Raw genomic sequence first — 22,772 nt, forward strand, 5'->3', positions numbered from 1 at the left:
CAGGTGCCGGTCATTCCGGCACCCGCACCATCTTCGTCATCAAGTGTTCCACCACACCCGCCGGGTCGGTCGTGCGGCCCACATGCGTGCTCGACATCTGCACGACCGAACTGCGCTTGGCGGTAAGGAAGTGGAAGCGGGCACGCGCGGGCAGTTGCGCGATCGGCCCGGCGTTGGCGTCGCCACGGCAGATGGCCACGATCGCATCCAGCCACGGTTGCAGCGCCTCCTGGTCCAGCGCCGGCGCGAAGGCACGCAGGCGCGCAGGATCGATCTCGATGGCCGCTTCCAGATGGCGCGCGCCAGGGCAGGAGACGATCACCCCGACGTTGATGAACTCCTCGCGTTCCACCCGCGGTACCACGCGGATGACCGCATAGTCATACGTGTGCAGCGTGGGCACGGATGGCCTCCTGCACGAACACCGCACGCACTTTCAGGCGGTGCTTGAGATAATCGATGTAACCCTGGCGGTAGGCTTGGGGGCTGTCGAACGCCGGCTCGTTGACCAGCCAGCTGTCCGGCACCAGGCCGACGATGCGTTCGATCTCGGCATCGGTCAGGCGCGCGGCCAGCTCGGCATCCACCTCGGCGATGCGACTGGCGAACGACAGCAGCACATGGTCGCGGATCAACACGAACGGCTTTTCGCAGGCATCGCCGGCGTTGGCCCAGTCGTGATGGAAGTACATGGCCGCACCGTGATCGATCAGGTACAGCTTTCGATGCCACACCATCAGGTTCGGGTTGCGCGTGGTGCGATCGACATTGCTGGTGAACGCATCGAACCAGACGATGCGCGAGGCCAGGTCGGCATCCACCGGCATTGCCGCCGGATCGTAATTGATCGCACCGGGCAGGTAGTCCAGGCCCAGGTTCAGGCCTTCGCTGGCGCGGATCAGCTCCTGGATTTCCGGGTCGGGCTCGGTGCGGGCGAACTCGCGGTCCAGCTCGACGAACAGGATTTCCGGAATCGGCAGGCCCAGCGTGCGTGCCATCTCGCCGGCGATCAGCTCGGCGATCAACGCTTTCGGGCCCTGGCCGGCGCCACGGAACTTCAGCACGGCCATGCCGTCGTCGTCGGTCTCGACCACGGCCGGCAGGGAGCCACCTTCCCGCAAGGGCGTGATGTAGCGGAGGGCATGTACGGTGCGCATGCGTGCATTCTAGCGTGGGTGCAGGCGCAACCCTCTGACCGGCGAGGACCGATTTCGGCCTTCACCTGTCCCTTCCGCCTGCGATGGCAGCATCCTGCTACAGGAACCCTTGGGTTCATGGGCGTACTGGCACTCTCGATGCAGAGGCTCCAGGCTGGGTACCTGCTCGGCTGCCAGCGACGCGCACTGCGAAGCGGAAACCTCATCCACGATGTCCTGCAGGCTACGGAGGTGCACCGATGAGCGACGAATTCACTCCCATTCTGCCGACCTTGGACGATGCCAAGGCGGAAGAAATGATCGGCAAGGTCGTCCTGGTCGGGGTTACCCGCTATGGCGGCGACGGTCAGGTAAAGGGGCTGGAGCAGTACGCCGGCACGGTGTTGCGCATCAGCGCCGACGAGGGCGTGGTGCTGGCCGACGAGAATGATGGCCACGAGCGCTACCTGCCACCGATGCTGGACCAGTACCAACCAGCCGAACCCGGCGAGTACCGCATGCGCACCAGCGGCATGATCGTGGTCGACCCCGACTACCTGGCCACCTGGGACCTGCACGCGCAGCAGTAGTGCCAGGCCATGCCTGGCAGGTGCCGGCAGTGCCCCGGCACCTCCCGGAGCCGCACTTTGCCCCATCCGGCCACTAGTCCTTCCGGCCCATTCACGACAACCCCTGCGGTGCTAGATTCGGGTCCATGCCCGATTCCGGGCGCCCATTCACACCTCAGGGGATAAGGATGCTCATCCGTCGAACCTCTCTGGCAGCGGCGGTTGCCGTTGCCACCGTCGGCCTGCTGGCCGCTGGCCCGGCGCTTGCCGATTACGCGAAGCCGCCGGAACACCTGCTCAAGGTGTTGAAGGCACCGCCGCCGCCGGCGCCGAACGTGGCCCCGGGCGGCCAGCGCCTGCTGCTGACCACCGCGCAAACCTACCCGTCGATCAGCCGCGTCGCCCAGCCGTACCTGAAGCTGGCCGGCGTGCGCCTGGAGCCGAAGAACCGCAGCCGCCATGACACGCCCGGTGGCTACGGCATTCCGGCCTGCGTGGCCGACTTCACCCTGGTCGACATCGGCAGCGGCAAGGAAACCAAGGTCAACCTGCCGCAGGGCTGCGCCACCGGCGCGCTGTGGTCGGCCGATGGCAGCCATTTCGCCTTCCAGAATGCGGTTGATACCAGCGTGCAGCTGTGGGTGGGCGATGCGGCCACCGGGCAGGTGAAGCAGGTGCCGAATGTGCAGCTGAACCCGATCTTCGGCTACACCGTGCAGTGGCTGGGCGGCAGCCAGAACCTGCTGGTGAAACTCGTACCGGCCAACCAGGGCCCGGCACCTTCCAACGGCGGCGTACCGACCGGCCCGGATGCACAGGAGTCGCTGGGCAGCAGTGGCGAGAGCAGCACCTACGAAGCCCGCGACACGCTGACCAGCGTGCATGACGAGAAGCTGTTCGCTTATTACGGTGCCTCGCAGCTGGCCGTGGTCGATACCGCCGCCAACAGCGTGCGTCCGGTCGGGCAGCCGGCGCTGTTCAACGAAGTCAGCGCCGCACCCGATGGCGTGCACGTGCTGACCGAATCGATCAAGGCGCCGTACTCGCATGCGGTGACCTACCAGCGCTTCGCCAACGACGTGGCCGTGCTGGACATCGCCAGCGGCAAATCCACGCCGATTGCCAGCCTGCCGCTGGCCGACCGCGTACCGGTGCATGGCGTGCCGGAAGGCCCGCGTGGCTTCGACTGGCGTGCCACCGATCCGGCCACCCTGGTCTATGCCGAGGCACTGGACAAGGGCGACTGGAAGGTCAACGTGCCGCACCGCGACCGCGTGCTGATGCTGAAGGCCCCGTTCAACGGCAAGCCGACCGAAATCACCCGTACCGCGCAGCGATTTGAGGGCTTCGCGTGGACCGCCGATCCGGCCGTGGCGTTCCAGTACGAGAACGACGAGAACCGCCACTGGATGCAGACCCGCATCGTCGATGTGGACCAGCCGAAGAAGGAAGGCCGCCTGCTGTGGGACATGTCCAGCGACGAGCTGTATGGCAACCCCGGCAACCTGGTCTTTACCCGCTTGCCGAATGGCGCGCAGGTGGTGCGCCGTGAGGGCAACCATGTGTTCCTCAGCGGCCGTGGCGCGTCGCCGCAGGGCGACCGTCCGTTCCTGGACCGCCTGGACCTGGGCACCCTGAAGAGCGAGCGCCTGTTCCGCAGCAGTGCCGACGCCTACGAACAGTTCCTCGGTTTCAGCAGCACGCCGGGGCGCTACCTGACCTGGCACCAGTCGGTGATCGATCCTCCGAACGCCTTCATCCGCCAGCAGGGTGAGGCAGTGGCTGATGCGAAGACCGGCGAGGCGCAGTTCGCGTCCACCGCGACCGCGCTGACCAAGCTGGTCGACCCGACCCCGGAGGTGCGCCAGATCAAGAAGCAGCTGGTGACCTACAAGCGTGCCGACGGCGTGGACCTGTCGTTCACCCTGTACACGCCGCCGGGCTACAAGGAAGGCCAGCGCGTGCCGGCGATCCTGTATGCGTACCCGGCCGACTTCGCCAATGCCGCGCAGGCCGGCCAGGTGTCCGGTTCGCAGCAGACCTTCACCCGTCTGCAGCCGTACCGCCTGATGCTGCTGGCCGGCTACGCGATCATCGACAACGCCTCGTTCCCGATCGTCGGGGACCCGAAGAACGCGTACGACACTTATCTGGAGCAGCTGGAAGCCGACGCCAAGGCGGCGGTGGACAAGGCCGTGGACATGGGCGTGGTCGACCGCAACCGCATCGGCGTGACCGGTCACAGCCACGGTGGCCTGATGACCGCCAACCTGATCGCGCACACCAAGCTGTTCAAGGCCGGCGTGGCGACCAGTGGTTCGTACAACAAGACCTTCACCCCGTTCGGCTTCCAGAACGAACGCCGCTCGGTCTGGCAGGCGCAGGACGTGTACCTGAAGGCCTCGCCGTTCTTCTATGCCGACAAGATCAAGCTGCCGCTGCTGCTGGTCCACGGCGAGGACGACGCCAACCCGGGCACCGAGCCGTTCCAGTCGCGCAAGCTGTACCAGGCCATTCGTGGCAACGGCGGCACCACCCGCCTGGTGATGCTGCCGAACGAACCACACTGGTACACCGCGCTGGAGTCGAACGAGCAGCTGGTGTCGGAAATGCTGAACTGGTTCGACACCTACGTGAAGAACGCCAAGTGAAGGAACAGGAAGGCCACCTCCGGGTGGCCTTCCTGCATCCTGCTGTAGCGCCGAGCCCACGCTCGGCTGTAACCAGCCGCACGTGCTCTGCAATCAACTGTGGAGACTCGGTAACGACGTGTTACCGGCACATTCGCGTGCCACGCAGATGGGCTAGGCTGGCCCTGTGAGTTCGTCCCGGGTCGGTGCAATGAAAGCCATCGTTCTTGCTGCAACGTTGTCGTTGGTCCTGGTTTCAAACGCCCATGCCCAGTCGCTGCCCACCGAGCTGGCGCAGCTGGGGATCATCGCCGGCATGCCCTACGCCAAGGCCAAGCGCCTGCTGGATGCTGCGGGATGGCAGGTGAAGCCGGCGCAGGGCGCGCCGGAATCGCTGGAGGGCTTTCCGGAAGTGGGGTGCCAGAAGGGCGGGAAGCAGTGCGCGACGACCTTCGAGAAGGGTGAACAGCAGATTGCGGTGCGGCTGGGCACTACCCTGGCAGGGCAGCCGTTCGTGCAGAGCGCTGATTGAGCACCCGAGCTCACGCCAACGGCAGGCGGTCCTGCGCATGCGCCAACCGGTCGTGCAGTTCGCGCACGTGCTCGGCCTTGGCATGGATGCGCGTGGTATCACCGAAACTGCGCAGGTAGGCGCACGCGGCGAAGCCGGCACTCTTCTTTTCGTACTCGGCAATCCAGGCCAGGCGATCCGGGTTGTTGGCCTGCTCGGCTGACCACGCGGCCACCGGCGGACGGATGCGGTACCTCAGGCCAACGCGCCACGGCTTTGGTGTCAGGCGCGCACGGAAGCAGTGCTGCAGCCGGCACATGCGCGCGTACAGGGTGTCGGCGCCCAGCGTTCTGAAGAACGCCTGAAGCTGCTCGTCTTCGGGCAGGAACGTGGCGTGCATGGCCAGCACGCGCAATCCAGCCGGCGTGCGGTACGTACGCAGATGCCAGTCCGGATGCTGTTCGCTGAAGGCCGCGACCCGCTGCAGGGCTACGCCTTCGGCGCCACCGGCCGCGGCCAGGCGCCGCTTGCGCTGCATCAGCATCGCCGTGTTGACCAGCAGCACCGCTGCCACCCCCAGCACCAGTCCCACCAGCCAGTGCCAGATCAGAGTGCCGATGACGGCGCCAGCGAACAGCAGCACTGCGGCGATGATTGCAGGCATCACGCAACCGGCAGGTGGCTGCGCATGATCGATGTCGGCGAACAGCACGTCCGGGGTGTTCAGGCACAGCGCACCGTAGCTGTTGCGTGTAATGATGACGTCGCCGTCGCGCTGCACGATCTGCTCGCGGATCGGCACGCCCTCCACGCCGTAGTTGCTGCGCACTTCGCGTCGCGGAAGCGCCTGCCCGGCGAGGATGGCATTGAGGGCTTCGTTGGCGCGGCGATCGGCGTGCACCTGCGCCTCGGCAGGGCCTTCGTCGGACCAGCCGAAGCGGCGAACGACCACCGGCCGGCCACGGAAACGGGCCTGCAGGCGGGCTTCGGCCCAGTACGCGGGAACGATCATCATCGTGCGGTGCTCCATCTTCCATGGCAGGTGCCGAAGCGAGTCTGGCACAGCGCCGGTGCGCCCGCATCCGCCTGCTGCAGTGGGCCGGGCGGAGTGATAGATTGCGCGCTTCGCATGCACTCCACCAAGGACGGAGCGATGTTCATGATCCTGCGCGGCCTGTTGGCCCTGGCCTGTGCCGGGGCGGTAGGCGTGGCCACCGCAGCGGTACCGGCAGGGCCGCAGATCCTCACCGAGGATGTCAGCCGTTTCTATGCACTTTATGACAGCGCTGGCGGCAAGCCCAGCGTTGCGCAGCTGCGTGGATACCTGGCCGAGGGTTCGGCCGGCCTGGCCGAACTGGCCAAGGCGCGCCGGGTCACTCCCGAACGCATTGTCGAGTCCATCGCCAGCCAGCCCGAGCTGTATGCACAGGGACGGAACTGCCTGGCCGAACTGCCCGCGGTGAAGCAACGCCTGACGCAGGTGTTTTCCAACCTGCAGGCGATCTACCCGCAGACCCGGTTCCCGCCGGTGACCATCGCGGTGGGCCGCGGCCGGCCGGTCGGGCTGACCTCGAAAAGCGGCGTGATCATTGGTCTGGAAGCGCTGTGCGCGGCCGACTTCATGAATGCCAATGTGCAGGATCGCTTCGTGCATGTGATCGCACACGAATACGTGCACATCCAGCAGACCGGCCTGATCGACTTCGAGCCGGGTGACCCGCGTGCCACGGTGCTGCGTGTTTCGCTGGGCGAGGGCATCGCCGAATTCATCACCGAGCTGATTTCCGGCAACGTCGGCAATGGGCGTCACGCGGCCTGGACCCGTGGCCGGGAAGTGCATATCGAAAGCGCGTTCGCGCTGGATCTGGACAGCACCGATCTGTCGCCGTGGCTGTACAACTACAAGCCGGGCTCGCAGGAACCCTACGACCTGGGGTACTGGGTGGGTTACCGCATCGCCAAGGCCTATTACCTGCAGGCCAAGGACAAGCGTGATGCGGTGCGTGCGCTGGTCCAGCAGGACAACCCGAAAACGATCCTGGCCGCCAGCGGCTGGACGCCGGGCATGTGGATGCCGGCGAAAGTCACGGGTGCAGCGGCGCGTACGGCTGCACGCTGAGCACAGGGCAGGGCGTTAGACTGCGCAAGATGATTTCAGGAGTACCCGCATGCGTGGACCTGTTGAGCTTGCCGCTGCAACCGTCGTGACGTTGGGCCTCGCGTTGGCTTCTCCGCTGGGGGCCGCCGAAGCCGTCGCAGTCAATCCGCTGCTGCAGACGCCCATCGACCAGTTGCGCCCCGACGAGGTTCGTTTCATGCAGCAGCGCCTGGCCGATTTTCCGGAGTTGCAGCGCTATCGTGATGTCAACGCGCGACTGCCTGCGGCCGTGCCGGGCCAGCCGCGCGTGGTGTTCTTCGGCGACTCGATCACCGAAGGCTGGGGTGCGGAAGGCAGCGCTGGATTCTTCCCCGGCAAGGGCTGGCTCAACCGCGGCATCAGCGGCCAGACCACGGCGCAGATGCTGGTGCGCTTCCCGCAGGACGTGCTGGCACTGAAGCCACAGGTGGTGGTGATCCTGGCCGGCACCAACGACATTGCCGGCAACACCGGCCCGTCCACGCAGGCGATGATCGAAGACAACCTGCACGCGATGGTGGACCTGGCCCGTGCACATGGCATTGCCGTGGTGCTGGCATCGGTGCTGCCAGTCAGCGATTACCCGTGGTTGCCGGGCACGGCACCTGCGCCCAAGGTGCGCGCATTGAACGCGGCATTGAAGCGCTATGCCGATGCACAGCAGCTGGTCTATCTGGACTACTACACGCCGATGGCCAATGCCGCCGGAGCGCTCGATCCGCAGCTGGCCGAGGATGGCGTGCATCCCACGGCGAAGGGCTATGCGGTGATGGCGCCGTTGGCCGAGGCGGCGGTCAAGCGCGCGCTGGAGCATGGAAACTGATCACCAGCGGATCGGCTATGCCGACCGGGTGCGACATCCAACTTCAGCGCGGGCCGCCAGCGTCGCGGGGGAAATCACCCCATGCAGATAGCGGCCATCTGAAGCTCAGGCATCGTCCAGCTTCAACGCGGCATCGGCCGCCAGCAACGCCTCGGCGGCTGCACTGAGCGACGGCGACGGCGGGGCAACCACGCCGATCGCTTCCATCATCTTCGGCATGCCCAGGAACTGGCGCGCGCGGCGGTCGTAGATGCCGGTGACCAGCAGCGCACGGGTGGCGATCTTCTGCTCGGGCCCGATCAGCACGCGCTGCTCCATGATGCCGCGCGAGCCGATCCAGCCGACCAGGCGTGTTTCCAGGGTGAAGCGCTGGAACGGCTTCAGTTCGCGGCGGAACTGGATGGTGCCGGCGCCGACGATCGGTGCCCACTTCTCGCGCAGCGCCACCCGGCCCAGGCCCATGCGCAGGATCAGGTCCAGCCGGCCCAGATCGAAGATGTTCCAGTAGCGGCCGTTGGTCATGTGCAGGTTGCTGTCCAGGTCGTTGGGCAGTACCCGGAACTGCAGCCGCGAGACCCCGAACGGCGCCTCCAGCTTCGGCCGGAACAGGCTGCACAACAGCAGGTGGAGCAGGCGGAACCAGAGATTCATGGTTATGACGACTGTTATAGAATCGCCGATACGCTAATGTATGACGACTGTCCTGGCAAGGAGCCTGCCATGAGCCCGCGCCCCTCTGATGCGCCACAACGCGTGATTGATGCTGCGGCACAGATGCTGGCGCGCGTGGGTCTCAATGCCACCAGCATCCGTGAGGTGACCAAGCTGGCCGAGGCGCCGCTGGGCTCCACCTATCACCACTTTCCCGGCGGCAAGCAGGAGCTGCTGGCGCGCGCCACCCACATGGCTGGCGACAAGGTGGAGGCGCTCCTCGTTGAGTTGTTGAAGGGCGGGGCCGTGCAGGGCCTGCAGCAGTTCCTGGCGATGTGGCGCGAGCGCCTGCTGCGGTCCGGGTTCCGCGCGGGCTGTCCGGTGCTGGCCGCTGCCGTCGAAGAGCCGGTCGAGGCCGTGCCCAGCCAGCCACGTGTTGCCGCTGCCGAAGTGTTCGCGCGCTGGCAGGGGCATCTCGCCGCAGCCTTCATTGCCGACGGCCACGATCCTGCGGCGGCGGATGGACTGGCCAGCCTGGTGATCGCCAGCGTGGAAGGCGCCGTGGCGATGTGCCGCGCACTGCAGGACATCGCTCCGTTTGATCGGGTAGCAGCGCAGTTGCTGAAGGCCGCCGCGCCGCCTTGATCCGGCCGTACGGTCGCGGGAGACTCGGCGCAGGCCCTGACTGGACGCCGCCATGGACGAATCGCACTGCCGCCACCTGATCGAGCACTACCTGCAGGCCTACAACCGCTTCGACATCGACGCCATGCTTGCGGTGCTGGCGCATAACGTGCGTTTCGAGAACCACAGCGGTAACCAGCTGACGATGGTCACCGAAGGCATCGATGCCTTCGGCGAACTGGCACGGCAATCGGCGCCGTTGTTCCGTGAGCGCGAGCAGCGGTTGCTCGAGCTGACCTTCAAGGATGATGTGGCGCTGGCCAGCATCGGCTGGCGTGGCGTGTTCGCGCAGGACATTCCCGATGGTCCCAGCGCGGGCACGGAACTGGCACTGCAGGGACACAGCGAGTTCGCTTTTGAGGACGGTCGCATCGTGCGGATCGTCGACCGCAGCTGATGATCGATGGCCTCGGCCCGTCGTCTGGACAGCGGCCCCGACCGCGGTAGAATCCGCGCAACACCGCCCACGCGTGCCCGGCAAGGATGTCCGCATGCTGTATCAGGTTCTTGAGCTTCCATGCTCCACGATCCACCGAGCTGCTGGTGGACGCGGCCATCGCCGGTGGCTTGTACCGACGCATGCAGGGCATCCAGGAGCAGGGATGGTGGCGGGTATGCGTGACGCATACGCTCTGGCCATTGTTCGGTCTGCTGGTGTTTTTCACAGTTGTTGGATGGCTCGCGCAGGAACTCGCGCCAGGTGCGACCCACCTGCTGCAGCTCATTCAAGTGCTGTAGCGCCACCTTCCCGGCCGATATCCCCATCTGCTTCATTTCTTCCAGGAACTTCATGCGACAGCGCATTGGACGGAAGCGCATCCTGACGACGGCGGTCGTCCTGTTCGTGGCTGCGGGCGCAGCGCTGGTGGTCAGTGTGCGCCCGCAGTGGCGGCAGGACGCCGGCCCACCGCCGATCAACCTGGGAACCGCACAGATGCAGGCCGAGGTGATGGCAGAGCTCATCGACCTGCGACCGACACCGCCAGGAAAACCGCCGGTACCACCGATTCCAATGAAGGCAGCCTCCTCCCCGATGCTGACCGGTAACAGCGGGTTCGCGACCGCGGAGGTGCCACTGCAAGACGTCGCGCCTGCACGCTTCGAGCCGCGCGGCTGGGAGCCTGACACGGCATTTGCAGTGATGGACTGGACAGTGCCGTCCTGCGGCGAAGAAGAATCCGCCCCGGTCTGCCAGGTTCGTCACAGCGTCGTCGAGTGGCGCGATGATGACAGTGCGGCGTCCTTTCAACTGCAGCAGCATCTGGAGTCGATGCTGCAGGTTGCGAACCGCCGGGCTTCACGGGTACCCGGTCTCGCGTTCGAGCTTGCACACGTGCGGGCGCAACGGATGACGTGGGACGAGCTTCAGCAACGGCGCGCGCGCGGTATCGAGGGATGCACGGGTGGCCCGGACAATCCGGATCTGGGCGTTGTCTATCTGCAGCGTCCTGTGTTCAGCCTGGACGGGAACTGGGCAATGGCATCGTTCGCCTCGGATCTGTGCAGTGGAGGAATGGCGATGCGTGTCCTCTACCTTCTGCATCGCAGGAAGGGCGGCTGGGAGCGTGTTCGAGTGGAGCCTGTCCGCTATACGAGCTTTGGACAGGGCCTGTGGCCCGCGTTGCCGGAGTCGTGATGACAGATACCTCGTTCAAGCCAAACCGTGACTGCCAACAACGGATCGCCTGGCGACGCATTGCATCGCTGGCGGCTGCGCTGTCGGCCTTGGCGCTCATGGCCGGAATCTGCAGCCTGCGCCCGAGGTGGCAGCAGGCGATCGGTCCGCCACCGGTCAACCTGGGAACGGCGCAGATGCAGGCGGAGGCGATGGCGCTGGCGATCCGGCAGAGTCCTCCATTCCGTCTTCCAGCCCCGCCAGTGCCGCAGCCAACGCCAGTTCTGCCATTGTCGCTGAGCAGGGTGCCCACCGCACCGCAGACGCCGTCCACGCGCGTCGATCGATGGCGCTTGCAGGAGCAGCCGCAGTTGACCGACCCGGTGGGGGAGGACATCTACGTGATGGAGCAGACCTTGCCCTATTGCTGGGCGGGCAGCAGTGCCTCGACCTGCCAGGAGGTGGACGACCTGGTCCTGCCGCTGGACGACCGGTGGCCGCCGGACAACCATGCGCTGCGATTGCAGCTGCAGGCGGACCTGGTTCCCGCCAATCGCCGTCCCACGCCAGTACCTGCGGGCGCATTGGCCGGTGCGCAGCGGATGGACGGCGCGGGGCTTCGAGCGCGGCGGGAGCAGGGGTGCAGGGCAACGGTGCATGGGCCGACTCGGACATACGACCACGTCGCCTATCTGACCCGGCCTGTTTTCAGCGTCGATGGGCAGTGGGCTATGATTGCGGTCGCCTGGGATTCGTGTTCCGACGATTTCGTCTACCGGGAGCTTGTCGTGCTGCATCGGGAACAAGGACGCTGGATGGCCGAACCCCCGGAACGGGGTCTGGGCGGCGTATGGGACGGCCGCATACTGCGGCCCTGGACGTACAACCACTGACGAGGAAGAGCGCATGGATGTCGCTGCACGCAGGAACAGGACGTTGTTTCGTTGGATCATGGTGACGCTGCTGGCAGTATTGATGCCGTTTGCGGCACTGGCGCAGCCCGCAGCCGGGCAGGCCGATGGCGCCGAAGCCGCCACTGCCGCGGAAGAGGCCCAATGCCGCGCCTGCAGCTATGAGCGTATCGGGCACAAGGTCGATATCGGGCTGGTTGCACTGGTGTCGCTGCTGGTGGTGGGCCTGCTGGCAGCGGCGTCCCGCGAGTGGGGCACCACCTCGCAGCGCTGGACCTGCCGCACGCTGGCTCTGTTGCTGGTGGGTGTCGGTGTGGCATTGCTGTGGTGGGCTGGCAGCGTCGTCTACCTGGGCTACAACCCGTGGCAGGAAATGGCCGCCCCTGCCGATGGTTCGCTTACCTCGACACTGCTCAACACCTCACCGAAGTGGCTGGCGGCGCTGGCGTTGATTGGTTTCGCACCTTCCATCTGGAAGCGCAGCGAGCGCCTGCCGGCCTGGCGTATCGGCTGATCCTGGAACGACGGCGCCGGATCACACCCGGCGCCGGTCATCAGTCAAACCGCAAACGCACACCAGCGTAGATGCCACGGCCTTCGCCCGGCGTCGAGCGGGCAACATCCCTGCCTGCGTCGTCGTAGCCCGGCGTGACCGTTGCGGCGTAGTGGCGGTTGCCGAGGTTGCGCATCTCCGCCCAGGCCTGCCAGCGGCCACCGGGTGCGTCGTAGCCGATGCGGCTGCCGAAGATCACATGGCTGTCAGCCCAGTAGCTGTTGGCGTAGTCGACGGCGATGCGCGAGGCGTATTCGGTATTGAGCGCAGCGTACAGGCCGGATGCATGATCGAAGCGCAGCTCGGCCTGGTAGGCGTGGCGCGGCAGGCCGGGCAGGCGGTTGCTGCCGAAACGCGCGTCGTGGCGATAGCGGAAATCGCTGAAGGTATACGCCTGGCGTAGCGACAGGCGGCCCGGTGCAGCCTGCCACAGCGTGCTGTCCAATCCGGCCTCCATGCCGCGGTGAACGGTGGGGCTGGCGTTGTTCTCGGCGATGAACAGGTTCGGCACCGGTTGCAGTTCGACGCTCAGCAGTTCGTGGTTCACGTGTGCGTAGTAGCCGGTCAGTTCCCAGCGGCCCAGCGCCGCGTCACCGCGCGCGCCCAGTTCCAGCGTGGTGGCGGTCTGGTTCTGCATCGGCACCGGCGCGCGCTGGCGGTCGCTGGACGGGCCATTGCCTGGACCGAAGTACTGGTTCGAGCCCCAGATCATCGACCAGGGGTGCGGCGCCTCCACCGAGCGGCTGAGGTTGCCGAACCACTGGGTCTGGGCGCTGTGCTGCCAGGTGAAGCCCAGTCGCGGCGCATAGTCCCAGTCGTGGTCGCGCAGGCGGCCGCCGCTGCTTGGCCAGGTCACCTGCACATCGCGGCGGGTGTTGATCAGCGCCAGCCCGGTCTGCATGCGCAGGCGGTCATTGAAGGTGAGGGTATTGCCGACGTGCAGCGTGCTGTCGGTGCCGTGGTGGCGGAAGTCACGCGTGCGCGTACCGGCGGCATAGCCGTTGCTGGCAAAGCGCAGAGACTCGCGCACATCGGCGTCCAGATCGTGGGTGACGCGCAGGCCGACCGTGGTCTCGCTGTCCAGGCCGAACAGCCGGTGGCGGCGGCGGTAGTCCAGCGTGGCGTTGAGGTTGGCGTAGTCCAGCTGCTGCCGGTACAGGCTCTCGTTCAAGTCCATCGGGTACTTGTGATAGACCAGCCCGGCCTGCAACGAGGAGTCCTCATCGATCTGCAGCGTGGTGACGTTGCCCACCCAGGTGCTGCCCGGCTGCGGGCGACGCGCATCGATGGCCAGATTGGCCGCGTTCGCGGCGCGCGGATCGTTGCGGATCTGATCGCGGGTCAGGCGGCCGGGCGTTTCATGATTGGTTTCGCGATAGCGCACGAAGAAGCGCGTCTGCAGGTCGGGCGCGATCTGCCATCCCACATTCGCCATCGCACCCTTGCCGTCGCCGCGCGCATGACGCTGGTAACCGTCGAATTCGGTATCGGTGTAGGCCAGGAAGTAGTCGACATCACCACTGACGCCGCCCCAGCTGATGCCGCGCTTCTGGTAGCCACGGCTGCCGGCTTCGTAGTGCAGCTGCACGCCCGCCGAATCACGACCGCTGCGGCTGACGTAGTCGATGGCACCACCCAGCGCCAACGCACCGCGCTCGAAGCCGTTGGCGCCGCGCAGGACTTCCACGCGCGACAGCCACAGCGGTTCCAGCAGCTCGTAGGGCGTGCCGCCCGGGCCGGTCAGTGGCAGGCCGTCGATCGACACCGCAATGCCCGAGGCGTGCGCGCCCGGGCCACGGTTGATGCCCGAGCCACGGATCGAGATCTTGGTGCCCTCATTGCCCGGCGACTGCGCGCTGATGCCCGGTTGGTAGGCCAGCACATCGGCGCTGGTGGACAGTCGGCTGTCGGCCTTGGCCACGTCGATCAGGTTGCTGGCGCCGGGAACGCGCTTCAGCGCCTCGCGCGCCTGCGCGCTGGCATCGGCGGCAGCGGTGACCTGCACGGCATCCAGCGTGGTGGCCTGTGGGGCCGCAGCGGCGGTGGAAGAGAGGCCGAGGGAAACGGCCAGGAACAGCAGCGAGGGGGTGGGGCGGTACGACGAGAGCGGCATGCGGGAATGCTGTAAACCACAAAAGTGGCGCGCAAGTTAACAGTTCGGCGGCGTCACGTCACCCACCGGCGGCGTATGGCCGCCCGCAACATCCATGTAGAGCCGAGTCCATGCTCGGCTATCGCGCGCAGCGCGGGTCTCCTGAGATTGCAACGAAGAGCAGCCGAGCATGGGCTCGGCTCTGCAGCAGGGTTTAGGGCGAGGGCTTCGCCAGCGCCTTGGCCTTCGCGTACAGCGCCTTGGCAATCTCTGCATCGCCCAATGCCGCATGGCACTCGGCCAGGCTGTCCCACGCGTTGGCCGAATCCGGATACAGCTCGGCGTTGAGCGCGAACACTTTCAGTGCCTTGCTGGCACCCAGACTCTCGCGGATGGCGTAGCCATCGGCATTGATCGCACGTTCCAGTTCGCCGGTGGGAACGCCATTGCTTTCGCGCAGCCAGCTACGCATCTGCGGTTTCGCATCGGTGCTGTCATCCAGCGCATAGCCGATCAGCCGCTCGGACAGCACAGCGTGCGGAAACTCCCCGGGCGCAACCACCGCCATCGTGCTCTCCACCAACGTGCTGGACCAGACATTGCGGGCGCTGCCGTTGGTCAGGTACACGAACACCCAGTAGCCGCTGGCCAGCGTGCCCTTGTAGGCCAATCGCGCACGTACACGGGTGCCACCATCGTGGCCGACCTGGGTGTAGCCGTCGCCGCGGGTGGTGTCCCAGCCAGTGGAGAAGAAATTGCTGCCGCCCCCGCTCAGTTTCTGCGGCTGCCAGAGTTTTTCCAGGGTTGCCGTATGCAGCAGCTTGCCGGTCGCCAGCGCCTGCAGGAAACGGTTCATGTCGCCCACGGTGGTCTGCAGGTCGGCATGGCCCCAGCCGTAGTCCGGCCAGGCATCTTCATTGGCCGGCTGCAGTTGGCCATCCTTGCCGATGTAAGGCACCGCCGCGCGCGTGGCTGGCACGCTGGCACCGCCCCACGAGGTGCTGGCCATCTTCAATGGCTGCAGGATGCGTTCGTGCGCGATGGCTGGGTAAGGCTTGCGGTAATGCGCTTCCAGCAAGGCGGTCAGCACCAGGTAGTTGGCCTGGGTGTACTGCACGCGGCTGCCGGTGGCGAACTGCATCGGTGTCGCGCCGGCCACCTTCAGTGCTGCTGCAAGGTCCGGCGCCACTCCGGTGTAGCCCTTACTCACCCAGCGGTTGTCCACCCGGTCGTAGTACTCGCCGATACCCGAGCTGTGGTTGAGGAAATCGCGTACGTGAATGGTCTGCCATGCTGATGGCAGGTCCGGCACATAGTGGCTGGCCGGCGCGTCCAGATCCACCTTGCCCTGGTCGACCAATTGCATCACCAGCGTGCTGGTCAGCAGCTTGGCCATCGACTGCGCGGCGAAGATGGTCTCGACGGTGGCGGGCGCATGGGTAGCGGGATCACTTTCACCGCTGGCGCCCTGGTACAGCACCTGGCCGTTGTGGGCGACCAGTACCGCCTGGCCGGCGATGCCGTAGCGTTCGCGGTTGGCCTGCAGCTGGGTGTCGAGCTGGGTAGAGAGAGCTGTGAGGATGTTATGCGCCGAAGCAGACGAAACCACCAATAGCGTGCAGAGCAATGCGGCAGCGAGCGTGCGGTACATCGCGGTGATCCATCAGCGGTGATGGCGCATGTTGGTCAAGGCTGCAGATTGGGTCAAGCTGGCCCTGTTCGATGGAGCACGCATGCATGAGCGGCTGGGCCTCGTGCCGCACGGGATCATGCGGGTATGCTCGGATGGAGGACGTGGCGGCAGTCGAGCGTTGCATTCAGGTCCTCAGCGGCCATGAAGGGCGTGCTGTGCGTGGCTTCCTTACTTCCTGATGGCGGTGATGCCAACCGGTGGCCGGCACCCTATCGATGGTGGCTGAGGGCTTACCTGGGGCTCTTGTCCATGAGCCAGCCACGGCCATAGCAGTTGCGCATGAACCCGCGGGTCGGACAGCGCTCCTCCAGGGTGTTGCTCAGCAGCTCGATGAGACGCGGTAACGGGGTCGGACCAATGAAGTTCATATCGCCGAGCTTGGTAATGGTCCACATCTGGTCCTTGCTGAGCTCTATCGTGCCAAGCAGCGGGCGTTCGCCGTCGCCTGGTCCAGACAGATTCATCACCAGGTAGCTTTGTTTTCTTTCGTCCACCAAGCCGTGGTAAGTCAGCACGTACCGATCGGGGTACTTTTCAAGCACGCCTTGCTTCCACTCAGCGAACGCGGCGTAATACTCCTTGTAGCCGATGGGCGCATCAGGCGTGAAGGACTCTATTTTCGCGTCGAAGCCGCGGGTAATGAGTGACGCGAACAGGGCTTGTGCAAGGATGCTGCAACGCTGCCTGAGATCGGGGAAGTAGGGGGTGCGGCGACGCCCATCTGGCGAGGGCAGTGCGCAGGAACCCTCATTATTCGCATCCAGAATAACGAGCGGGCTGATCCGGGCCTCGTGTGGGAGTTTTGTGCTGATATGGTTTGCTGCGCTCGCAGGCCCGGCGACCGCAATGCAGGCGGCGACAAGTAGCAGACGTTGAAGAACGCTCATTGGAGAGAATATCTCGATGGTGCAAAACGGGATTCAGACGAAGTCCTGGCACTGAGGCCTCGCCGCAGGGCGATGTGGCAATCCGCGATCGATCTACTTGATCTTTACATCCTTGCCATGGTCCTGCATCAGCTCGGCAAACCTGGCCCAGCTCAGCCGCTTCTTGTTCACCGAATTACCTGCGGGCACCCATTCGATGTTGCCTTTGCTGATCAGGGCGGTGCCGAGCAGCTTTCCGTCTTTCCTGACGGCAAGTTCGACGTCCTTGTGCAGAACGAACTTGGTGGCAAGATCCATGGTGATTTCGTGAGCCATACGGTGTATTCCTTTCAGTAGAAGAGTTCATCAGAAAGGAATGAGCCCACAGGGGCGCTGGCCCGAGTAAACAGGCCGGAGGGCCACATTCCTTGTTGACCTCCGGTATCGGCAGGGCGCCGCGCAACTTTAGGTACGATGCCACTGAAGCTGGCACAAGCCTCTTCCATGGCACGCGCGCCGGTGGATCGGGGACACTATCGCGCATTGCCTTGATGGCACCGGATGATGTGCGCGCTGGTCGCTGACTTGTCAGCCGAGAATCCCTGGCAGATCCAGCCCCTTTTCCTTCGCGCAGTCGATCGCGATGTCGTACCCCGCATCGGCATGGCGCATCACGCCGGTGGCCGGGTCGTTCCACAGCACGCGGCCAATCCGCTTGGCCGCTGCCTCGGTGCCGTCGCAGACGATCACCATGCCGGCGTGCTGCGAGAAGCCCATGCCGACGCCACCGCCGTGGTGCAGCGACACCCAGGTCGCGCCGCTGGCGGTGTTGAGCAGGGCGTTCAGCAGCGGCCAGTCGGATACCGCATCGGAGCCGTCGGCCATCGCTTCAGTTTCGCGGTTCGGCGAAGCGACGCTGCCGCTGTCCAGATGGTCACGGCCGATCACCACGGGCGCCTTCAGTTCGCCGTTGGCGACCATTTCGTTGAAGGCCAGGCCCAATCGATCGCGGTCGCCCAGACCGACCCAGCAGATGCGCGCCGGCAGGCCCTGGAACTTGATCTTCTCGGCGGCCATGTCCAGCCAGCGGTGCAGGTGCGGGTTGTCCGGAATCAGTTCCTTCACCTTGGCATCGGTCTTGGCGATGTCTTCCGGGTCGCCGCTCAGCGCCGCCCAGCGGAACGGGCCGATGCCGCGGCAGAACAACGGGCGGATGTAGGCCGGCACGAAACCGGGGAAGTCGAACGCATTGGCCACGCCTTCTTCCAGCGCCATCTGCCGCAGGTTGTTGCCGTAGTCCACGGTCGGCACGCCCAGCGCGTGGAAGCCGAGCATGGCGCGGATGTGGTTGGCCATCGATGCACGCGCAGCCTTTTCCACGTCCTTCGGTGCACTCACACGCTTCTCGTCCCACTGTTCGACCGTCCAGCCCTGCGGCAGGTAGCCGTTCACCGGGTCGTGCGCCGAGGTCTGGTCGGTCAGCAGGTCCGGCTTCACGCCGCGCTTGAGCAGTTCAGCCAGTACATCGGCGACGTTGCCGAGCAGGCCCACCGACTTCGGCGTACCGGCCTTGCACGACTCGTCGATCAGGCGCAGCGCTTCGTCCAGGTTGTCGGTCCAAGTGTCGAGGTAGCCGGTGCGCAGGCGCATGTCGATGCTGCTCTTGCGGCATTCGACGGCCAGGCAGGAGGCGCCGGCCATCACGGCAGCCAGCGGCTGCGCGCCACCCATGCCGCCCAGGCCACCGGTGAACAGCCACTTGCCGGTCAGGTCGCCACCGAAATGCTGGCGCCCCATTTCCACGAAGGTCTCGTAGGTGCCCTGTACGATGCCCTGCGCGCCGATGTAGATCCAGCTGCCGGCGGTCATCTGGCCGTACATGGCCAGGCCCTTCCTATCCAGCTCGTTGAAGTGGTCCCAGTTGGCCCAGCGCGGCACCAGGTTGGAATTGGCGATCAGCACGCGCGGTGCATCGGCGTGGGTGCGGAACACGCCCACCGGCTTGCCCGATTGCACCAGCAGGGTCTGGTCATCGTCCAGGCGCTTGAGCGTTTCGACGATGGCGTCGAAGCTTTCCCAGTCGCGTGCGGCGCGGCCGATGCCGCCATACACCACCAGTTCCTGCGGGCGCTCGGCCACGTCCGGGTGCAGGTTGTTCATCAGCATGCGCAGCGGTGCTTCGGTCAGCCAGCTCTTGGCATTGAGCGTGGTGCCGGTCGGCGCGGCGATGGTGCGGGACGGGTCGTTGCGGGTCATGCGGCGCTCCGGTTCGTAGCGAATTCAAGGCAGGCGTTGAGCACCTGCGCCAGGGTGTGGCGCAGTGGTGCGGCGTGGTCGGGGTCGAGCGGGGTGGGCCAGCTGTGTTCGTCCACCTGGTCCGGCAGGGGTTCGTGCATGTAGCCGCGGCAGGCCAGTTCCATCTGCAGGCTGTGCACGCCGCCGGCGATGTTGCTGTAGTGGCGGGTGATCCAGCCGCCCTTGAAGCGGCCGTTGCGCACCTGGCTCATGCCGCTGATCTTCAGCAGGTTTTCCACCACGTCGCTCAGGGCGTTGTCGCAGGAGGTGTCCGGTGCGCCGGACGGACCGGCAGTCCCCAGGTTGAACTGCGGCAGTTCGCCCTCGAACAGGTGCGGGATATGCGAGCGGATCGAGTGCGCGTCGTACACCACCACGGTGCCGTGGCGTGCACGCAGGCGCGTGATCTGCGAAGCCAGCGCATCGTGGTAAGGCAGGAAATACGTGTCGCGACGACGGGCGATTTCTGCTTCGTCCGGTTCGCGCCCGGCGTGGTACAGCGGCTGGTTGTCGAAGGTGGTCAGCGGACACAGGCCGGTGGTGTTCTGGCCCGGGTACAGCGACACGCCGCTGGGATCGCGGTTGAGGTCGATCACCGAACGCGAGATCGCCGAGCGCACCGTGGTCGCGCCCATGCCGCGCACGAAGTCGTACAGCTCGTGCACCCACCAGTCGGCATCGCGGCGGGCCAGCCACGGCGAGTGGTAGTCGCCGATCAGGTCGTGCGGCAGCTCGCTGCCGGTATGCGGGAAGCTGACGATGAGGGGGGCATCGCCCTCGTGCACCGTCAACCATTCAGGAAGGGTCGTCATGCCTGCGGTTCCACAGTCGGCAACAGATCGCCCAGGCCCTGCGCCAGCGCGCCACTGCGCACAAGATTCGTGGCGGTCACCATGTCGGGGTGGAAATAGCGGTCTTCTTCCAGCGTCGGCACCTGCGCACGCAGGGTGGCGCGCACCGTTTCCAGCGCGGCGCTGGAGCGCAGCGGCGCATGGAAATCACAGCCCTGCGCGGCGGCCAGCAGCTCGATGCCGATCACGTTGGCGGCGTTCTCGGCCATCTGCATCAGCCGGCGCGCGCCATGCGCGGCCATCGACACATGGTCTTCCTGGTTGGCCGAGGTCGGAATCGAATCAACGCTGGCCGGGTAGGCGCGCTGCTTGTTTTCCGAGACCAGCGCGGCGGCGGTCACCTGCGGAATCATGAAGCCGGAATTCAGGCCCGGGCGCGGGGTCAGGAACGCCGGCAGGCCGGACAGGGCCGGGTCCACCAGCATCGCCAGGCGGCGCTCGCTGATCGAACCGATCTCGCACACCGCCATCGCCAGCATGTCGGCGGCGAAGGCCACCGGCTCGGCGTGGAAGTTGCCACCGGACAGCGCTTCGCCGGTGTCGGTGAACACCAGCGGATTGTCGGACACGCCGTTGGCTTCAATTTCCAGCGTGGTCGCGGCCTGGCGCAGGATGTCCAGGGCCGCGCCCATCACCTGCGGCTGGCAGCGCAGGCAGTACGGGTCCTGCACGCGTACGTCGTTGTCGCGATGCGACTCGCGGATGTCCGAGCCCTGCATCAGCGCGCGCAGGGTGGCGGCGGTGGCGATCTGCCCGCGCTGGCCGCGGATCGCGTGTATGCGCGGGTCGAAGGGCGTGTCGGAACCCTTGGCAGCTTCCACCGACAGCGCGCCGGTGACCAGTGCGGCCTGGAACACGGTCTCGATCTCGAACAGGCCCGCCAGCGCATAGGCGGTGGAGAACTGGGTGCCGTTGAGCAGCGCCAGGCCTTCCTTCGCGCCCAGTTCGATCGGCTGCAGGCCGGCACGTGCCAGTGCGTCGGCTGCCGGTAGGCGCTCGTCACCGATGAAGGCTTCGCCAACGCCCAGCATCACGCTGGCCAGGTGCGAGAGCGGCGCCAGATCGCCCGAGGCACCCACCGAACCCTGTGCGGGCACCACCGGCAGCACGCCCTTGACCAGCATCGCTTCCAGCAGCAGCAGGGTTTCCTCGCGAATGCCCGAAGCCCCCTGCGCCAGGCTGACCAGCTTCAGCGCCATCATCAGGCGCACCACGCTGGCCGGCATCGGCTCGCCCACGCCAGCGGCATGCGAGAGCACGATGTTCCGCTGCAGGGTGGCTAGATCTTCGCGCTCGATGCGCACGCTGGCCAGCTTGCCGAAGCCGGTATTGATGCCATACACCGGCGCGCCCTTGGCGACGATGGCGGCCACCGCCGCCGCACTGGCGCGCACCACCGGCAGCGCGGCCGGGTCCAGTGCAAGCGGCGCACCGCGATAGACCTGCCGCCACTGGGCGAGAGTGACACGGCCGGGGCGAAGAACCAGGGTGTTGCTCATGTGTTGCTCCAGGAGGCAGGCAGGTCGGGCTGTCCGCGCACCACGCGCGCGTGCAGCGGGTTGAATCCAATGCGATAGACCAGGTCGGCGGGGCCATCGATGTCCCAGATCGCCAGGTCGCAGTCCAGGCCCACGGCGAGGCGGCCGATGCGATCGCTGCGTCCGAGCGCGCGCGCCGCTTCACGGGTGAAGCCGGCGATGCACTCATCGACGGTCAGGCGGAACAGGGTGGCGCCCATGTTCATCGCCAGCAGCGGGCTGGTCAGCGGCGAAGTGCCCGGATTGCTGTCGGTGGCCAGCGCCAGCGGCACGCCGGCCGCACGCAGTGCAGCGATCGGCGGCAGGGTGGTATCGCGGGTGAAATAGAAGGCACCGGGCAACAGCACGGCGACGGTGCCGGCGGCGGCCATCGCGGCGATGCCGGCATCGTCCAGATGTTCGATATGGTCGGCCGAGAGGGCACCGAAGCTGGCGGCCAGTTCGGCGCCATGCTGGTTGCTCAGCTGCTCGGCATGAATCTTCACCGCCAGCCCGTTGGCGCGCGCCGCTTCGAAGACCTGCCGCGCCTGCGCCGGCGAGAAGGCGATGTTCTCGCAGAATACGTCCACCGCTTCGGCCAGGCCTTCGGCGGCGATGGCCGGAATCATCACGTTGCACACCTCGTCGGTGTATTCCTGCGCCTCGCGGCCTGGCGGAATCGCGTGTGCGCCGAGGAATGTGGTCACCACGTTGACCCGGCACTCCTCGCCCAGCGCACGCGCTACCTGCAGCTGCTTGCGTTCGTCGGGCAGGGTCAGGCCGTAGCCGGACTTGATCTCGATCGTGGTCACGCCTTCGGCACGCATCGCCAGCAGGCGCGGCCGGCTTTCGCTGGCCAGCTGTTCCGGGGTGGCAGCACGGGTGGCGCGCACGGTGGAGACGATGCCGCCGCCGGCACGGGCGATCTCGGCATAGCTGACGCCCTGCAGGCGCTGCTCGAATTCGTTGGCGCGGTTGCCGGCGTAGACCAGGTGGGTGTGGCAGTCGATCAGGCCGGGCGAGATCCAGCGGCCTTCGCCATCGATGCGGGTGGTCGGCTGCAGGTGGGCGTCGCTGCCGGCCGGGCCAACATGGACGATGCGGCCGCCAGCGCAGGCCAGTACGCCATCGCGGATGACACCCAGCCCCTCGCCATCGAGGGTCATCAGGTGGACGTTGGACCAGAGGGTATCGACGTGCATGGCATCCACAACGCGGCTGTGCTTATATGTCTATAC

General features: G+C 66.2%; 22 protein-coding genes and 1 pseudogene. 11 read left to right on the top strand and 12 right to left on the bottom strand.

Going from position 1 to position 22,772, the window contains the following annotated elements:
• Positions 1-10: 10 nt before the first annotated feature.
• Both H4O10_RS16515 and H4O10_RS16520 read right to left on the bottom strand, forming a co-directional pair.
• Positions 11-403: a DUF3037 domain-containing protein gene (locus H4O10_RS16515; RefSeq protein ID WP_012480746.1), complete on the bottom strand. Its 393-nt coding sequence runs from the start codon at positions 401-403 to the stop codon at positions 11-13.
• On the bottom strand, positions 381-1,157 hold the full coding sequence (locus tag H4O10_RS16520) for a HipA family kinase (RefSeq protein WP_021202746.1): 777 nt from the start codon (positions 1,155-1,157) through the stop codon (positions 381-383). The genes H4O10_RS16515 and H4O10_RS16520 overlap by 23 nt, the downstream gene beginning before the upstream one ends.
• Positions 1,158-1,396: 239 nt before the next feature.
• Here H4O10_RS16520 and H4O10_RS16525 point away from each other — a divergent pair, with 239 nt between their 5' ends.
• The 3 genes from H4O10_RS16525 (at position 1,397) to H4O10_RS16535 (ending at position 4,867) form a co-directional block, all read left to right on the top strand.
• The gene (locus H4O10_RS16525) at positions 1,397-1,726 is read left to right on the top strand and encodes a hypothetical protein (protein WP_005413891.1); all 330 of its coding nucleotides are present in this window, start codon (positions 1,397-1,399) and stop codon (positions 1,724-1,726) included.
• Between the two features lie 167 nt (positions 1,727-1,893).
• Complete coding sequence (locus tag H4O10_RS16530; RefSeq protein WP_012480743.1) at positions 1,894-4,356, top strand: prolyl oligopeptidase family serine peptidase; 2,463 nt, start codon at positions 1,894-1,896, stop codon at positions 4,354-4,356.
• Between the two features lie 190 nt (positions 4,357-4,546).
• The gene (locus H4O10_RS16535) at positions 4,547-4,867 is read left to right on the top strand and encodes a hypothetical protein (protein WP_005410210.1); all 321 of its coding nucleotides are present in this window, start codon (positions 4,547-4,549) and stop codon (positions 4,865-4,867) included.
• Positions 4,868-4,877: 10 nt separating this feature from the next.
• Here the strand turns inward: H4O10_RS16535 and H4O10_RS16540 are convergent, their stop codons facing one another.
• Entirely contained in the window at positions 4,878-5,861 is a 984-nt protein-coding gene (locus H4O10_RS16540; RefSeq protein WP_043034683.1) for a hypothetical protein, read from the bottom strand.
• A gap of 138 nt (positions 5,862-5,999) precedes the next feature.
• On the opposite strand from H4O10_RS16540, the gene H4O10_RS16545 reads away from it, so the two are divergent.
• Both H4O10_RS16545 and H4O10_RS16550 read left to right on the top strand, forming a co-directional pair.
• Positions 6,000-6,965: a DUF2268 domain-containing putative Zn-dependent protease gene (locus H4O10_RS16545; protein WP_044570560.1), complete on the top strand. Its 966-nt coding sequence runs from the start codon at positions 6,000-6,002 to the stop codon at positions 6,963-6,965.
• 49 nt (positions 6,966-7,014) lie between these two features.
• Positions 7,015-7,806 (top strand): SGNH/GDSL hydrolase family protein, encoded by a 792-nt coding sequence (locus H4O10_RS16550; protein ID WP_012480740.1) that lies wholly within the window; start codon positions 7,015-7,017, stop codon positions 7,804-7,806.
• Between the two features lie 105 nt (positions 7,807-7,911).
• On the opposite strand, the gene H4O10_RS16555 is transcribed toward H4O10_RS16550, so the two are convergent.
• Positions 7,912-8,457 (bottom strand): thioesterase family protein, encoded by a 546-nt coding sequence (locus H4O10_RS16555; RefSeq protein ID WP_012480739.1) that lies wholly within the window; start codon positions 8,455-8,457, stop codon positions 7,912-7,914.
• A 69-nt stretch (positions 8,458-8,526) separates the two neighbouring features.
• Here H4O10_RS16555 and H4O10_RS16560 point away from each other — a divergent pair, with 69 nt between their 5' ends.
• The 6 genes and pseudogenes from H4O10_RS16560 (at position 8,527) to H4O10_RS16585 (ending at position 12,181) form a co-directional block, all read left to right on the top strand.
• The gene (locus H4O10_RS16560; protein WP_012480738.1) at positions 8,527-9,102 is read left to right on the top strand and encodes a TetR/AcrR family transcriptional regulator; all 576 of its coding nucleotides are present in this window, start codon (positions 8,527-8,529) and stop codon (positions 9,100-9,102) included.
• A gap of 52 nt (positions 9,103-9,154) precedes the next feature.
• Positions 9,155-9,538, top strand: coding sequence for a nuclear transport factor 2 family protein (locus tag H4O10_RS16565; protein WP_012480737.1), 384 nt, complete (start codon positions 9,155-9,157; stop codon positions 9,536-9,538).
• Between the two features lie 137 nt (positions 9,539-9,675).
• Positions 9,676-9,879 (top strand): annotated as a pseudogene (locus tag H4O10_RS16570) (hypothetical protein); the annotation flags it as partial.
• 52 nt (positions 9,880-9,931) lie between these two features.
• The gene (locus H4O10_RS16575) at positions 9,932-10,777 is read left to right on the top strand and encodes an energy transducer TonB (protein ID WP_099595925.1); all 846 of its coding nucleotides are present in this window, start codon (positions 9,932-9,934) and stop codon (positions 10,775-10,777) included.
• A complete protein-coding gene (locus H4O10_RS16580; protein ID WP_044570554.1) occupies positions 10,777-11,649 on the top strand; it encodes a hypothetical protein in 873 nt (290 codons plus the stop codon). Before H4O10_RS16575 ends, H4O10_RS16580 begins: the two co-directional genes overlap by 1 nt.
• A 13-nt stretch (positions 11,650-11,662) precedes the next feature.
• On the top strand, positions 11,663-12,181 hold the full coding sequence (locus tag H4O10_RS16585) for a hypothetical protein (protein ID WP_012480733.1): 519 nt from the start codon (positions 11,663-11,665) through the stop codon (positions 12,179-12,181).
• Positions 12,182-12,221: 40 nt separating this feature from the next.
• Here H4O10_RS16585 and H4O10_RS16590 read toward each other — a convergent pair whose 3' ends face one another.
• The 8 genes from H4O10_RS16590 to hutI form a co-directional block, all read right to left on the bottom strand.
• On the bottom strand, positions 12,222-14,333 hold the full coding sequence (locus tag H4O10_RS16590) for a TonB-dependent receptor (RefSeq protein WP_012480732.1): 2,112 nt from the start codon (positions 14,331-14,333) through the stop codon (positions 12,222-12,224).
• Positions 14,334-14,526: 193 nt separating this feature from the next.
• On the bottom strand, positions 14,527-15,963 hold the full coding sequence (locus tag H4O10_RS16595; protein WP_012480731.1) for a serine hydrolase domain-containing protein: 1,437 nt from the start codon (positions 15,961-15,963) through the stop codon (positions 14,527-14,529).
• 272 nt (positions 15,964-16,235) lie between these two features.
• A complete protein-coding gene (locus H4O10_RS16600; protein ID WP_012480730.1) occupies positions 16,236-16,892 on the bottom strand; it encodes a hypothetical protein in 657 nt (218 codons plus the stop codon).
• A gap of 93 nt (positions 16,893-16,985) precedes the next feature.
• Complete coding sequence (locus H4O10_RS16605) at positions 16,986-17,207, bottom strand: hypothetical protein (RefSeq protein ID WP_012480729.1); 222 nt, start codon at positions 17,205-17,207, stop codon at positions 16,986-16,988.
• A gap of 252 nt (positions 17,208-17,459) precedes the next feature.
• Complete coding sequence (gene hutU, locus H4O10_RS16610; protein ID WP_012480728.1) at positions 17,460-19,127, bottom strand: urocanate hydratase; 1,668 nt, start codon at positions 19,125-19,127, stop codon at positions 17,460-17,462.
• Positions 19,124-19,978: an N-formylglutamate deformylase gene (gene hutG / locus H4O10_RS16615; RefSeq protein ID WP_012480727.1), complete on the bottom strand. Its 855-nt coding sequence runs from the start codon at positions 19,976-19,978 to the stop codon at positions 19,124-19,126. Before hutG ends, hutU begins: the two co-directional genes overlap by 4 nt.
• Complete coding sequence (hutH, locus tag H4O10_RS16620; protein ID WP_012480726.1) at positions 19,975-21,516, bottom strand: histidine ammonia-lyase; 1,542 nt, start codon at positions 21,514-21,516, stop codon at positions 19,975-19,977. Before hutH ends, hutG begins: the two co-directional genes overlap by 4 nt.
• Positions 21,513-22,736: an imidazolonepropionase gene (gene hutI, locus H4O10_RS16625; protein WP_044571424.1), complete on the bottom strand. Its 1,224-nt coding sequence runs from the start codon at positions 22,734-22,736 to the stop codon at positions 21,513-21,515. The genes hutH and hutI overlap by 4 nt, the downstream gene beginning before the upstream one ends.
• Between the last annotated feature and the right edge of the window lie 36 nt (positions 22,737-22,772).

The organism is Stenotrophomonas sp. I18B00994, from assembly GCF_014145825.1.
In the GTDB taxonomy this organism is placed as follows: Bacteria; Pseudomonadota; Gammaproteobacteria; order Xanthomonadales; family Xanthomonadaceae; genus Stenotrophomonas; species Stenotrophomonas maltophilia.

Bases quoted from the DNA above. Each gene is read 5' to 3' on its own strand.
- H4O10_RS16520 (WP_021202746.1), bottom strand. From the start codon at position 1,157: ATGCGCACCGTACATGCCCTCCGCTACATCACGCCCTTGCGGGAAGGT.
- H4O10_RS16525 (WP_005413891.1), top strand. From the start codon at position 1,397: ATGAGCGACGAATTCACTCCCATTCTGCCGACCTTGGACGATGCCAAG.
- H4O10_RS16530 (WP_012480743.1), top strand. From the start codon at position 1,894: ATGCTCATCCGTCGAACCTCTCTGGCAGCGGCGGTTGCCGTTGCCACC.
- H4O10_RS16535 (WP_005410210.1), top strand. From the start codon at position 4,547: ATGAAAGCCATCGTTCTTGCTGCAACGTTGTCGTTGGTCCTGGTTTCA.
- H4O10_RS16540 (WP_043034683.1), bottom strand. From the start codon at position 5,861: ATGATGATCGTTCCCGCGTACTGGGCCGAAGCCCGCCTGCAGGCCCGT.
- H4O10_RS16545 (WP_044570560.1), top strand. From the start codon at position 6,000: ATGTTCATGATCCTGCGCGGCCTGTTGGCCCTGGCCTGTGCCGGGGCG.
- H4O10_RS16550 (WP_012480740.1), top strand. From the start codon at position 7,015: ATGCGTGGACCTGTTGAGCTTGCCGCTGCAACCGTCGTGACGTTGGGC.
- H4O10_RS16555 (WP_012480739.1), bottom strand. From the start codon at position 8,457: ATGAATCTCTGGTTCCGCCTGCTCCACCTGCTGTTGTGCAGCCTGTTC.
- H4O10_RS16560 (WP_012480738.1), top strand. From the start codon at position 8,527: ATGAGCCCGCGCCCCTCTGATGCGCCACAACGCGTGATTGATGCTGCG.
- H4O10_RS16565 (WP_012480737.1), top strand. From the start codon at position 9,155: ATGGACGAATCGCACTGCCGCCACCTGATCGAGCACTACCTGCAGGCC.
- H4O10_RS16575 (WP_099595925.1), top strand. From the start codon at position 9,932: ATGCGACAGCGCATTGGACGGAAGCGCATCCTGACGACGGCGGTCGTC.
- H4O10_RS16580 (WP_044570554.1), top strand. From the start codon at position 10,777: ATGACAGATACCTCGTTCAAGCCAAACCGTGACTGCCAACAACGGATC.
- H4O10_RS16585 (WP_012480733.1), top strand. From the start codon at position 11,663: ATGGATGTCGCTGCACGCAGGAACAGGACGTTGTTTCGTTGGATCATG.
- H4O10_RS16590 (WP_012480732.1), bottom strand. From the start codon at position 14,333: ATGCCGCTCTCGTCGTACCGCCCCACCCCCTCGCTGCTGTTCCTGGCC.
- H4O10_RS16595 (WP_012480731.1), bottom strand. From the start codon at position 15,963: ATGTACCGCACGCTCGCTGCCGCATTGCTCTGCACGCTATTGGTGGTT.
- H4O10_RS16600 (WP_012480730.1), bottom strand. From the start codon at position 16,892: ATGAGCGTTCTTCAACGTCTGCTACTTGTCGCCGCCTGCATTGCGGTC.
- H4O10_RS16605 (WP_012480729.1), bottom strand. From the start codon at position 17,207: ATGGCTCACGAAATCACCATGGATCTTGCCACCAAGTTCGTTCTGCAC.
- hutU (WP_012480728.1), bottom strand. From the start codon at position 19,127: ATGACCCGCAACGACCCGTCCCGCACCATCGCCGCGCCGACCGGCACC.
- hutG (WP_012480727.1), bottom strand. From the start codon at position 19,978: ATGACGACCCTTCCTGAATGGTTGACGGTGCACGAGGGCGATGCCCCC.
- hutH (WP_012480726.1), bottom strand. From the start codon at position 21,516: ATGAGCAACACCCTGGTTCTTCGCCCCGGCCGTGTCACTCTCGCCCAG.
- hutI (WP_044571424.1), bottom strand. From the start codon at position 22,736: ATGCACGTCGATACCCTCTGGTCCAACGTCCACCTGATGACCCTCGAT.